The 12,534-nt window shown below is 72.7% G+C and carries 10 protein-coding genes; 1 reads left to right on the forward strand and 9 read right to left on the reverse strand.

Features of this window, described 5'->3' with window-relative positions:
• Nucleotides 1-44: 44 nt before the first annotated feature.
• The gene (locus tag BLV39_RS27630; protein ID WP_090799149.1) at nucleotides 45-899 is read left to right on the forward strand and encodes a fumarylacetoacetate hydrolase family protein; all 855 of its coding nucleotides are present in this window, start codon (nucleotides 45-47) and stop codon (nucleotides 897-899) included.
• Here BLV39_RS27630 and BLV39_RS27635 read toward each other — a convergent pair.
• The 9 genes from BLV39_RS27635 to BLV39_RS27675 are packed head-to-tail and all read right to left on the reverse strand — an operon-like array spanning nucleotide 884 to nucleotide 12,309.
• Nucleotides 884-2,674: a S9 family peptidase gene (locus tag BLV39_RS27635; protein WP_090799151.1), complete on the reverse strand. Its 1,791-nt coding sequence runs from the start codon at nucleotides 2,672-2,674 to the stop codon at nucleotides 884-886. The genes BLV39_RS27630 and BLV39_RS27635 overlap by 16 nt on opposite strands.
• Nucleotides 2,667-3,779, reverse strand: coding sequence for a zinc-dependent alcohol dehydrogenase (locus BLV39_RS27640; RefSeq protein WP_090799154.1), 1,113 nt, complete (start codon nucleotides 3,777-3,779; stop codon nucleotides 2,667-2,669). Before BLV39_RS27640 ends, BLV39_RS27635 begins: the two co-directional genes overlap by 8 nt.
• Complete coding sequence (locus BLV39_RS27645) at nucleotides 3,779-4,759, reverse strand: C-terminal binding protein (protein WP_090799157.1); 981 nt, start codon at nucleotides 4,757-4,759, stop codon at nucleotides 3,779-3,781. The genes BLV39_RS27640 and BLV39_RS27645 overlap by 1 nt, the downstream gene beginning before the upstream one ends.
• Nucleotides 4,756-5,847 carry an aminotransferase class V-fold PLP-dependent enzyme gene (locus tag BLV39_RS27650; RefSeq protein ID WP_176985102.1) on the reverse strand — a complete coding sequence of 364 codons (1,092 nt, stop codon included), beginning with the start codon at nucleotides 5,845-5,847 and terminating at the stop codon, nucleotides 4,756-4,758. The genes BLV39_RS27645 and BLV39_RS27650 overlap by 4 nt, the downstream gene beginning before the upstream one ends.
• Nucleotides 5,848-5,849: 2 nt before the next feature.
• Complete coding sequence (locus tag BLV39_RS27655; protein WP_090799160.1) at nucleotides 5,850-7,706, reverse strand: dipeptide ABC transporter ATP-binding protein; 1,857 nt, start codon at nucleotides 7,704-7,706, stop codon at nucleotides 5,850-5,852.
• Entirely contained in the window at nucleotides 7,703-8,593 is an 891-nt protein-coding gene (locus tag BLV39_RS27660; protein WP_090799163.1) for an ABC transporter permease, read from the reverse strand. The genes BLV39_RS27655 and BLV39_RS27660 overlap by 4 nt, the downstream gene beginning before the upstream one ends.
• Nucleotides 8,590-9,591 (reverse strand): ABC transporter permease, encoded by a 1,002-nt coding sequence (locus BLV39_RS27665; protein WP_090799166.1) that lies wholly within the window; start codon nucleotides 9,589-9,591, stop codon nucleotides 8,590-8,592. The genes BLV39_RS27660 and BLV39_RS27665 overlap by 4 nt, the downstream gene beginning before the upstream one ends.
• A complete protein-coding gene (locus BLV39_RS27670) occupies nucleotides 9,591-11,150 on the reverse strand; it encodes an ABC transporter substrate-binding protein (RefSeq protein WP_090799169.1) in 1,560 nt (519 codons plus the stop codon). The genes BLV39_RS27665 and BLV39_RS27670 overlap by 1 nt, the downstream gene beginning before the upstream one ends.
• Before the next feature lie 40 nt (nucleotides 11,151-11,190).
• Nucleotides 11,191-12,309 (reverse strand): mandelate racemase/muconate lactonizing enzyme family protein, encoded by a 1,119-nt coding sequence (locus BLV39_RS27675; protein ID WP_090799172.1) that lies wholly within the window; start codon nucleotides 12,307-12,309, stop codon nucleotides 11,191-11,193.
• Between the last annotated feature and the right edge of the window lie 225 nt (nucleotides 12,310-12,534).

Raw genomic sequence — 12,534 nt, forward strand, 5'->3', positions numbered from 1 at the left:
CTGAAGCGGGCCGGGTGGCCGGCCCGCGAAGCAAGGAGCGGCACATGCGGATTGCCAACGTCGCCGGCCGGTTGACCGTCCTCACGCCCGTCGGCGGCATCGACGTCGAGCGCGCGAGCGCCGGCCATTTCTCCGCGGATCCCGCCGCGGTCTACGAACGCTGGGCCGAGTTCACGGCGTGGGCGGACGGGCTCGACGCCGCGGCCGCGACACCGGTCGACGAGGACGCCCTCGGCGCTCCGTCGCCACGGCCGGCGCAGGTGTTCGCGATCGGCCTCAACTACGGCGCACACGCCCTCGAAGCGGGCTACGACATCCCGGAAGTGCCGATCACCTTCACGAAGTTCCCGACCTGCATCACCGGCCCGCACGGCGAGCTTCCGATTCCGGGAGACACCGTCGACTGGGAGGTCGAGCTGGTCGCGGTCGTCGGCCGGCGGGCGAGCAACGTCGCCGTCGACGACGCCTGGTCCTACATCGCCGGACTCACGGTCGGGCAGGACTACTCGGAGCGGCGCGTGCAGACCCTCGGGCAGACACCGCAGTTCAGCCTCGGCAAGTCCTTCCCCGGCTTCGGCCCGACCGGCCCGTGGCTGGTCACCCTCGACGAGTTCGACGACGTCGACAACCTGCTGCTGGAGTGCACCGTCAACGGCGCGCTGATGCAGTCGGGCCGCACCCGCGACATGATCGTCTCGGTGCCGGGCCTCATCTCGCGCCTCTCGGCGGTGTGCCCGCTGCTGCCCGGCGACCTCATCTTCACGGGCACGCCCGAGGGCGTCGGCTCCGGCCGCACGCCGCCGGTCTTCCTGCGCCCGGGCGACGAGGTGATCAGCACGATCGAGCGGATCGGCGCGATCCGCCAGCGGTGTGTGGCCGCCGCTCACGCGTTCGTCTGAGTCGGTGGCTTCAGGTGGCGGTCGAGGAACGCGTCGACCGCCGCCGCGCGGCGGGCCCGGTTGGAAGGGCGGCCGTGCAGGTTCATCAGGTGACCTTCCCCCGGGATCCGGACCAGCTCGACGTCGCGCCCGAGCCGGCGCAGCGCCGCGTGTAGTTGTTCGCTCTGTGCGACCGGGCAGACCTGGTCGTGCTCGGCGTGGACGAGCAGCAGCGGCGTGCGGATCCGGTCGGCGTGCACGAGCGGAGACCGGTCGACGTACCGCGGTGAGCTCCACGGCGCGCCGCCCATCGGCAGGTCCCAGAACGGCGAGCGCCAGGCGGCCATGAAGTCGCTGATGCCGTTCTCGCTGATCGCGCAGGCGAAGCGGCTCGTGTGCGCGATCGCCCACTGCGCCATGAAGCCGCCGTAGCTGACGCCCCAGATCGCCATCCGCTCCGGGTCGACGCCGGGCAGCGCGGCCGCCGCGTTCACCACCGCCGTGACGTCCTGCCAGTCCACGCCACCCCAGTCGCCGCGGATCGCGGTCGCGAACTCCTCGCCGTAGCCCTGGCTGCCGCGCGGGTTGAAGGTCAGCACCGCGTAGCCGCGCGCCGCGAGCCGCTGCACCTCGGCCGTGTGCCGCCAGCCGACGGCGCCGTGCGGTCCACCGTGCACGTTGACCAGCAACGGCCGAGGGCCGCCGTCGTGCGCGGTGAGCCAGGCGTCGACGGCCTCGACCGCGACCGGGGTCATCGGCGCCGCGGCACGCACCGCGGCCGGGTTCGCGTCCGTCACCGCCAGGGACCGGCCGGTCGGCTCGTCGGCCACGTGGACGTCGCCGGGGTTGAGCGCGTCGCTGCGGACGAACGCCACCCGCCCGCCGCCGACCGTGGGCGACAGGCACGTGTGCGGGCCGTCGAAGACCCGGCCGCTGCGGCCGGACGAGGGTGCGAACCAGGCCAGCGGCCCGCGCCCGCCGACGGCGACCTCCGTGTAGATCCGGTCGCTGGCCGCCGACCACACCACGGGCGCGTCGCCGGTGCCACGCGGGTCGTCGCCGCGGACCGGGTTGCCGAGCCCGTACGTCCAGTCCGCCGTCAGCTCCACGGCGGGATCGGTCAGGAACAACCGCAGGTTCACGTCCGCGGCGTCGCCGTGCCGGTGTCCGAGGTAGGCCAGCCGGGCGCCGTCGGGGCTCCACGCGAAGCCGCGGACGGGACCGGCGCCGTCGGTGACGCGGACGATCTGGTCAGGTCCGGTCGCGACGCACAGGTCGCCCCAGCCACCGAACCGGTCGGTGAGAAAGGCGAGCCGTTCCCCCGACCACTGTGGAGCGTGCGCGTCGCCGGGCAGCGTCCAGCGCGGACGCCCGTCCACGTCGACGACCTGGACGCGGCGGTGGTTTCGGTAGAGCCCGGGCAGCCCGTCGACCCGGACCCCGCCGAGCGAGTCGACCAGGGCGGAGCGGGCGATCGCCAGGAGCCGGCCGTCCGGGGACCAGGCCGCCTCCGTGACCTGTCCCCCACCCTGCCGGGCCAGCTCCCGACCCGACCCGGTGGCGGCGTCGACCAACCAGAGCCCGTCGCCGCGGGACACCGCGAGCTGCCGGCCGTCCGGCGACCAGCGTGGCGCGGTGCCGGCGCCCAGCCAGAGCGTCGGCCCGCCGCCGGCCGGCACCACGCCGACGCGGGACACCACCGCGTCCGCGTCCGGGTCGAGCGCGCCCTCGACGTACGCGACCCGCGTGCCGTCCGGAGACAGCCGCGGGTCGGCGAGCCAGCGTAGGTCAGTCACCGAAGTCGAGCACCGCGGTCAGCGGCGAGTCGTCGGCGAACAGTGCCCGGTAGGCCGTGGGCGCGTCCGCGAACGGCACCCGGACCGCCTTCATCACGTCGAGGTCGACGCGCCCCTCGGCGAGCAGGCGCACGAAGTGGCCCATGTTGCGGTTCTCGGTCCAGCGCACGACGCTGATCGGCAGGTCGACGTTGTTCTCCTCGTAGACCGGGTCGTAACGGCCCGGCCCGTACGCGATCGACGGCACGAACGTCGCCTGCGCGCCGAAGAACCGCGCCCGGTCGAGGTCCATCCCGAAGTCGCCGAGCGCGACCACCCGCCCGCCGGGCCGCAGCAGGTCGAACGCGAAGTTCACCAGCGTGCTGCCGGGGTCGGCGGCCGCCACGATGACGGCGTCGACGCCGAACCCGCCGGTCAGGCCGCGCACCCGGGAAAGCCCGCCCGCGCCGGTGTCGGTCAGCGTCGCGACGGCGCCGAGCTGGCTCGCCAGCTCGAGCCTGGCCGTGTTCGTGTCGAGTGCGACGACGTAGACGCCCGCCGACGCCGCGAGCTGGGCGATCAGCAGGCCGAGCATGCCGCTGCCGAAAGTCGCCACGGTCTCGCCGAACCGGCACTCGGTGCGGCGCAGGGCCTCGATCGAGACCGCGCCGAGCGTGACGTGCGCGGCCGCCGCCAGGTCGACGCCGGCCGGCACCGGAACGGTCAGGTTGCGGGGCACGGCGACGAGGTCGCAGTGGTACGCGCACTGGCTGCCGCTGCACGCGACCAGGTCGCCGGGGCGCAGGTCGAGCACGTCCGCACCGACCGCGACGACCGTGCCGGCCAGGCTGTAGCCCAGCGAGGCGGCGTCGTCGGGCGGCATGTGCGGCAGCCGGGTCTGACCCCGCACGGCGGAGGACCGGACGGTGCGCCAGGTGTACGCGGCGTTCGGATACTCGTGCGCCTCCGCGACACTGGTCCGGGTGGCGCGCACGATCGAACGTTCGGTGCCCGGGCTGATCACCGAGTAGCGGGGCCGCACGAGCACGTCGCCCGGCCCGAGCTCGGGATCGGGCACCTCGCGAAGGATGATCTCGCCGTCCTGGGCGAGCACCCGCCGCGCCATCAGCGGGCCGCCCTTGCGTGCGGGCGCACCTGCGGGTTGACGATCGAGTCGGTCCAACCCGTGCGCAGCCACTGCACGGTGGCGCCGTACACCGCGCGGCGCAGGTCCCGCCCGGATTGCGGCGAGTTGGCGGCCTCGTGCGGAGTCAGGATGACGTTGTCGCGGCCGCGCAGGGGGTTCTCGGCCGGCAACGGCTCCTGCTCGAAGACGTCGAGGGCCGCCGCGCCGATCCGGCCGGCGTCGAGCGCCTCCACGAGCGCGGCCTGGCTGACCACCCCGCCTCGGCTGGTGTTGACCAGTGCGGCGTCCGGCCGCATCAGGGACAGGGAGTCCGCGTCGAACAGGTGGTGTGTCTCGGGCGTGAGCGGCACGTGGACGCTGACGAAGTCGGACGCCGCCAGCAGCTCCTCGAAGCCGACCTGCCGCACCGCCGGGTCGTCGGAGCGGACGACCGGGTCGTAGCCGAGCACCGTGGCGCCGAACGCCGTCGCGACCCGCGCCACGTGGCGGCCGATCCGGCCGAGGCCGACCACGCCGACCGTGCTGCCCGCCAGCCGCTTCTGCCGCGCCGGACCGTGCCGCCACAGGCCCTGCTGGCCCTGGCGGTCGCGGTAGACCACCTGCCGGGAGACCGCGAGGAGCATGGCGAGGGCGTGCTCGGCGACGTCCTCGGTGCAGTACGCGGGCGCGTTGGCGACGGCGATGCCGAGCTCGGTGGCCGCGGCGACGTCGATCTGCTCGTAGCCGACGCCCCAGCGGATCGCGAGGCCCAGCCGGGGCAGCCGCTCCAGCACGTCGCGGGTGAGGTGCGGCGTCCACTCGACCCAGATCACGTCGGCGTCGGCGGCGGCTTCGACGAGGGCGTCGCCGTCGGCCGCGCGCACCACCTTCAGCGCGGCGCCGGCCTCGGCCAGCGCGGCCTCCTCCTCGTCGTAGGGCGCGAGGTCGCCGACGTACTCGAGCTGCACGACCGTGCTCATCGGGTGCTCCCTCTTTCCAGGTGCGGCGCCAGCACGTCCGCGACGAGCCGGGCCTGGGACAGGTCGTTGTAGAGGTGGAAGGACAGGCGGATCAGGGCGGCGGCGCCGGTGGGGGGCACCGACGTCACGATGTTCGCCGCACGCAATGCGGCCGGGGCACCTTCGGTCACGGGCACCGCCAGCACGGACGAGCCGGTCGGCGGGAGCCCGAGCAGCTTGGCCGCCTCGTCGGCGAGGCCCACGCACCAGTCGCGGCGCTCGCCGGCCGGCACGCCGGCCAGGAACTCCAGTGCGGGCACCGCACCGACCCAGGCGTGCCAGGCCAGCGACACGTCGTAACGGGCCGCCGTCGGCGCGAGGTCGGCGAGCGCCGGGCCGTAGTAGTGGGCGTACGCGTCGCCGGCCGAGCGCCACGACGCGACCAGGGCCGGCACCTGCTCCCAGCGTTCCCTGGCCACCCGCATAAACGCGACACCGCGCGGGCAGAGCAGGTGCTTGTACGCGGCGACCAGCACGTAGTCGAGTCCGAGCGCCTCCGCGTCGACGGGCAGCACACCGGCCGCGTGCGTGGCGTCGACCAGCACCGCCGCGCCGACCGCACGGGCCGCCGTCGCGACCGCAGCCAGGTCCTGCACCCGCCCGTCGTTGGACCGCACCTGGCTGGTCGCCACGAGGGTCGTCGAGGGCCGGACCTCGTCGGCGAGCGTGTCGAACGGCACCTGCCGCACGTGGACGCCCCGGGCCCGCGCGACGACCAGGGCGGGCAGCAGCACCGAGGCGAACTCGCCCTCCGGCACCAGGATCTCCTCGCCCGCGGAGAGCGAGCCGAGCACCACGCCCGCGCCGACGGACACGGCGGGCAGCAGCGCGATCTCGTCGACCGGCGCCCCGAGCAGCGGGCCGGCGGCGGCTCGGGCGCGTTCGGCCGGGGCGTCCCAGTCGCGTACCCAGTCGGCCGACCCGGCCTGCCACGCGGCGAGCGCGTCGGTCACCGCGGACACGGTGCGGTGGGTCGGCAGTCCGTAGCCGGCCGTGTTGAGGTAGGTGCGGTCGAGGGGCGCGAACTCGGCCCGCGCGGCGGGATGCACGGTCAGGACCCTCCACTCAGGAACTCGTTCGCCCGCTCCGGGTCCGGCACGGCCGCGATGAGCTCCTTCGTGTACGGATGGCTCGGCTCGCGCAGCAGCCGGGTGGTCGGCCCTTCCTCCCGGATCGCCCCGTTCTGCAGGATGATCGCCTCGTCGGCGACCGCCCGCAGCACGCCCAGGTCGTGGGTCACGAAGACCACCGTCAGGTCCCGCTCGGCCTGGAGCCCCACCAGCAGCTCCAGGATCGAGGCCTGCACGGACACGTCGAGCGCCGACGTGACCTCGTCGCAGAGCAGCACCTCGGGCTCGGCGAGCAGGGCCCGCGCGATCGCGACCCGCTGCCGCTGCCCGCCCGACAGGTTGCGCGGGTAGCGGTCGACCAGGTCCGGCGCGAGCCGCACCTGGCGCATCATCGCCGCCACCGCCTCTCGCCGTCCGCGCTTGGCGATGTCGGGCCGGAACAGCTTGAGCGGCCGTTCCAGCGACTGGTAGACCGTGTGTCGCGGGTTGAGGGTGGCGTCCGGGTTCTGGAAGACGATCTGGATGGCCCGGCGCAGCGCGACCGGCCGCTCGCCGGCCGTGCCGGCCAGGGCCGCGCCGCGGTAGCTGATCGTGCCGGACGACGGGCGCACCAGGCCGGCGATCGACCGCAGCAGCGTGGACTTGCCGCTGCCGCTCTCCCCCGCGATGCCCAGCGCCCGGCCCGCCGGCACGCGCACCGAGACGTCGTCGACGGCGACGAACGGCTCGCCGGAACCGGGCCGGGCGAACACGACGCCGACGTTGTCGACGGTGAGGATCGCGTCCAGCTCCTTGGCCGGCGCGGCGCGGTCCACGACCGTCGCGGGTGCGTGGTCGGCACCCGGGTCGAACGCCGGCAACTCCGCCAGCCGGACGCACCGGGCGGCGCGGTCCTCGGCCAGGGTGACCAGCGGGATGTCCGTGTCGCAGGCGTCCGTGCGGAACTTGCACCGCTCCGCGAACCCGCACGTGTGCACCGGCACGGACGGCCGCGGGATGCCCGGGATGCCGTGCAGCGGACGGTCCGACGCGATCGTCGGCACGGCACCGATCAACGCCGCCGTGTACGGGTGCCGCGGCGCCGCGTACACCGCGGACGCCACGCCCTGTTCGACGATCTGGCCGGCGTACATGATGGCCAGCTCGTCGCAGACCGTGGCCAGCAGCGCCAGGTTGTGGCTCACGTAGAGCGCGGCGATGCCGGCGTCCCGGGCCAGCGTGACGATGAGCCGGTTCACGTGCGCCTGGGTGACGACGTCGAGCCCGGTCGTGGGCTCGTCGAGAATCAGCACCTCGGGATCGACCGAGAGGGCCAGCGCGAGCGCGATCCGTTGCTGCTGCCCGCCGCTGAACTGGTGCGGGTACTTGTGCAGCGCGTTCTCCGGCTCCGGGATCTCCACCCGCGCCAGCCATTCGGCACTGCGGGCGAGCGCGGCGGCGTTGTCGAGGCCCCGGTGCCGGCGCAGCCCTTCGACGAAGTGGCGGCGGATGGTCAGCGCCGGGTTGAGCGAGGTCGCGGTGTCCTGCGGCAGGTAGGCGAGCCGCGCACCCCACACCTTGCGCAGCTCCTTGATGGACGCCCGGTCGAGGTCGCGGCCGTCGAACGCGACCCGGCCGGCCAGGATCTCCTGGCCGGACACCCGGTAGCCCAGCAGGGAGAGGGCGAGCGTGCTCTTGCCGGACCCGGACTCCCCGGCCAGCCCGAGGATCCGTCCGGAGTGGAGCTGGACGGACACGTCGGCCAGCACCTGGGTCAGCCCGGTCCGGGCCCGGTAGCCGACGGACAGGCCTTCGGCGGCCAGGTCGCCGTCCTGGCGGGTGGTCTGCGTCGTCGTCATACCATCAGCCGTTCGTGGATGCGGTCGCCGAAGAACTGGGTCAGCGCGTCGGCGATGAGGTTGACGGCGATCGCCAGCACGCCGATCAGCAGCGCGGGCACGAGCACGCCGACCGGGGACACCAGCAGCAGCGCCCGGTTCTGCGCCACCATCACGCCCCAGTTGGCGCTGGGCGGTTGGACGCCGAGGCCGAGGAAGCTCAGCGAGGCGATGAACATGATCGCGTACGTGAACCGCAGCGCGATCTCGACGAGCAGCGTCGGCCCGATGTTCGGCGTGATCTCGCGGAACAGGATCCAGCCGAGCGTCTCGCCGCGGGCGCGGGCGGCCAGCACGAACTCGCGGGGCGCGATCGCCTGCGTGGCCGACCGGATGACCCGCGTGATGTAGGGGGCGTAGACCACCGCGACCGCGGTGACCACCACCGCCCCGCCACCGCCGAAGGCCGCGACGACGACCAGCACGGCCAGGTACGACGGGATCGCCAGCGCGATGTTGATGGCCCAGGTGACCACCGAGTCGACCTTGCCGCCGAGGTAGCCGGAGACCAGGCCGACCAGCGTGGCCACCACCATCGCGGCGGAGACCGCGACCAGCGGCAGCAGGATCACCGACGCGCCGCCGTGCAGCACCCGGCTGAGGATGTCGCGGCCGTAGGAGTCGGTGCCCAGCCAGTGCTGTGCAGACGGGCCGAGGATCGGCTGGTCGCTGATCTCGTTGGGCGAGTCGGGCGCGATGAACGGCCCGATCACGACGAGCACCAGGAGCAGCAGCAACAGCCCAACCCCGAACCCGCCCTGCGGGATCGCGAGGAAGCCCCGCAGACTGCGCTGGCGCGGCACCGACACGTCCGCCGCCGTAACGGTGTTCAGCACATCCGCGCTCATCGGACCGTGTCCCGGAGCTTGGGGGTCACGTAGACCACGATCGCGTCGGCGGCCAGGTTGGCGACCACGAACAGTGCGCCGATCATCAGTGCCAGGGCCTCGACCACCGGTGCGTCCCGGGAGGCCGCCGACTGGGCGAGCAACTGGCCCATCCCGGGGAAGCCGAACAGGGTTTCCGCGACCACCACGCCTCCGATCAGACCGGCGAACTGGAGGCCCAGCGCGGTGACCACCGGCGGGGCCGCGTTGGGCAGGATGTGCCGCAGCGACAGGGACGGCTCGGTGACACCGCGCAGCACCGCCGCCCGCACGTAGGTCTCCGACGCCACCTCGCGGGCGTTCGCCCGCATGAGCCGGATGATGTACGGGATCGTGCCGAGCGCGATCGTGATGGCTGGCAGCACGTACGCGGACGGGCTGTCGAACAGGCCGCCGTAGCTGACGGCGGTCGAGTCGACCGGGAGCCAGGCGAGCCAGACTCCGAGCAGGATCGCGAGCATCAGGCCGAGGACGAACTCCGGGAACGCCGCGACGATCAGCGTCACGAACGTCAGCGAGGCGTCGCGCTTGCCACGCAGGCGGACGCCCGACCAGAGCCCGATCGGCACCGAGATGACGACGGTGAGCACCCAGGAGAGCAGCACCAGCACGACCGACGGGCCGAGTCGCGGCGAGATGACGTCCCAGACCGGGCCGTTCGACTGGTACGAGGTGCCGAGGTCGCCGCGGAGCACGCCGCCGAGCCACTCCAGGTAACGCAGCACGACGGGCTGGTCGAGGTGGTGCAGGTGCTGGAACGCGACCACCTGCTCGTCGGTGGCGTATTGGCCGAGGATGTCGCGGGCGGGGTCGCCGGCGATCGCGGTCAGCCCGAAGATCACGATGGTGATCGCGAAGAGCGTCACCAGCAGCGTGATGAGCTGCCGGACGAGGTAGGGCAGGCGGCGGGGCGCCCTCGTCGTGCGAGGACGCCCGGCCTGCTGTGCGGTGTCGGTCATTAGCTGAGGTGCGCGCCGGCCAGGTACATGTGCGCGCCGTTGGACGCGTCGAGCCCCTGGACACGCTTGTTCTTCCCGTACACCTGGCCCTCCCAGCCGGGGATGACGTTGGCCGCGCCGTCGTTGACGAGCGTCAGCGCGTCGCTGAAGAGCTGCTTCTGCTTGGCCTCGTCGGCCGTCGCGGTCGCCTGTGAGACGAGCTCGTCGAACTGCGGGTTGCTGAAGTGGGTGATGTTGAGGTCACCACCCTTGCTGTAGAGCCGGGGCAGGGCCTGCGAGACGTGCAGGCGGGCCACGCTGATGCCGATCGCCGGCTTCTTCTTGAAGATGTCGGTGAAGAAGGTGGCGTGCGGCCAGGTGATCACGTTGGCGTTGATGCCGCCGGCCTCCGCGGTGCTCTTGAAGCTCACCGCGGTGTCGAGCTTGTCGCCCTCGTACGCGTAGACGTCGAAGGTGAAGTTGCCACTGACGCCCGCCTCCTTGAGCAGCGCCTTGGCCCGGTCGGGGTCGTAGGGGCGCGGCTGCATGCCGGACGGGAAGAACGGGTCCCCGGGCGGGATCGGGATGTCGGGCGAGATGATGTCGATGCCGGGCGCGACAACCGACATGATCTTCTTGCGGTCGGCGGCGTACTGCATCGCCTCGATGATCTTGCGGTTGTCGAACGGCGAGGTGTCACCGAACATGGTCAGCCCGACCCAGCCGCCGTGCTTGAGCATGTAGGGCTCGACGCTGCCCTTGAGCAGGAGCGTGTTGGCGCCGGTGATGTTGTCGACGACGTCCTGGCTGCCGGACGTGACCGCCTGCAGGCGGGTGGCGTCCTCGGCGATGACGACGATCTGGATCGCGTCGAGGTAGGGCTTGTTGTCCTGCCAGTAGCCGTCGAACCGGGCCAGCGAGGTGCGGGCGGCGGCGTCGAAGCCGGCCAGCGTGAACGGCCCGGTGCCGTTGCCCTTGCTGAAGTCGGTGGTGCCGTCCTTGACGATGCTGAAGCAGGCGTGCGACACCATCACGGGGATGAACGCGTTGGCCTTGGTCAGCGTCAGTTTCACCGTGCTCTGGTCGGCGGCCGCGATCCCGGACGCCTGCAGGTAGGGCCCGATCTGGGCGAGGCCGACCGCGGCCAGGGCCGGGTCGAGGATCCGCTTGAACGAGTAGACGACGTCCTGCGCGGTCAGCGGGCTGCCGTCGTGGAACTTGACGCCCGGCCGGAGCTTGAACGTCCACGTCAGAGCGTCCGGTGTGGACGACCACTCGGTGGCCAGGGCCGGCGTCAGAGTGTAGTTCTCGTCGGCCCGCACCAGCGTGTCGTAGCAGTTGGTGGCGATCAGCAGCGGCATCGTGCCGCCGGCCTTGGCCGGGTCGGGGACCTGCGTCGCGTTGCCCGCGGCCACGGCCCAGCGCAGCGTGCCGCCCTTCTTGGGCGACCCCGCCGCGCCGGCGGCGACCGGTGCCGACCCGCCGTCGTCGCCGCAGGCGGCGAGCCCGAGGAGCCCGACGCCGAGTGCCGCGCCAGCACCCGTCTTCAGCATCGTCCGTCGATTGATCACATTCGTCATGAGGGGGGTCTCCGATCGCGATCAGTACGTGCGTGGTGTGTCAGCCGGCGGCGGCGTGCCGAACGAAGTCCTCGTCGACGGTGATGCCGAGGCCGGGACCGTCCGGGATGGGCATCCGCCCGCCGGTGAGAGTGAGCGGCTCATGTGCGAGCCGGGTGCGCATCGGGTTCTCGAACCGGTCCACCTCGAGCACGGGTGACTCCGGTCCGTTCAGTTCGGATGGTTCGGGCAGAAGGCTGATCGCCTGGAGAGTGGCGGCCAGCAGCACCGCGCCGCCCCAGGCGTGCGGAACGCACTGCCGGCCGCGCAGGGCGGCCAGCTCGGCGACGAACAACAGCTCGCCGATGCCGCCGCAGATCGCCACGTCCGGCTGGACGATGTCGATCGGCGTGTGGTTCAGGTACGAGTCGAACGCGCCCCGGGTCTCCAGGCCCTCGTACGCCGCGATCGCGATGCCGAGGCCGCCGAGGTGCTCGTAGCCGGGGTAGGCCAGGCCGCCGCGGAACCGGATCAGCGGCTCCTCCAGCCAGCGGAAGTGCAGCTCCGCGAGGCCACGGGCGACCTCGCGGGCACGCGGCACGGTGTATGCGCCGTTGGCGTCGACCATCAGCTCCACGTCGGGGCCGACCTGGTCGCGGACCTTCGCGAGGACCGGCAGCTCGCGGGTCGGCGCGAACCGGCCGATCCGGATCTTGCAGGCGGTGAAGCCGTCGGCGACCGCGGCGGCGACCTCGGCGGGCCAGCTCTGCTCGGGGTCGACCCCGTCGATGTAGCCACCGCTGGACGCGTAACCGCGGACGCTGTCGCGCCGGCGACCGCCGTACAACGTGGAGACCGGCACGCCGAGGCGGCGGGCGCGCAGGTCGTCGAGTGCGATGGCGAGTGCGCTGATCGCGAGGCCGTCGCCGGTCGCGACGCGCAGCGTGTCGAGCAGCGGCCGGGCATCGGCGGCGTCACGGCCGATCAGCAGCGCGCCGACCTCTTCGATGACCGCGGCGACACCGGCGCGGGCGTAGGTCTCGCCCCAGCCGTCGAGGCCGTCGCCGTCGCGGAGCCGGACGAGCACGCTGCGCCGTTCGCGGTAGGTGGCGCCGGACGGACCCGTGGGCGCGGAGATCGGCGATCTGAGCTGGAAAACCTCGACTCGCTGGATCGCCATGGCCCACGCTCCTCGTCGGTCAAAGCCGCCCGTTCAACCGGGCCCCTTTGATCGCCGAGTATGTTCAGCCGACGTTCGAGGTGTCAATACATTTTCGAATCCTCAAGGGGATCTGTTACTTCAACCGTCACCTTCACTGAAAGTGGGGTATCCGGTTTGCCGGTCTTGTGGCCACGAAAGGGTCAGATTGGCGACGCTCGGCGGGGGTCGTACGGCGCGTTCGGG

The organism is Asanoa ishikariensis (assembly GCF_900107455.1).
GTDB lineage: Bacteria > Actinomycetota > Actinomycetes > Mycobacteriales > Micromonosporaceae > Asanoa > Asanoa ishikariensis.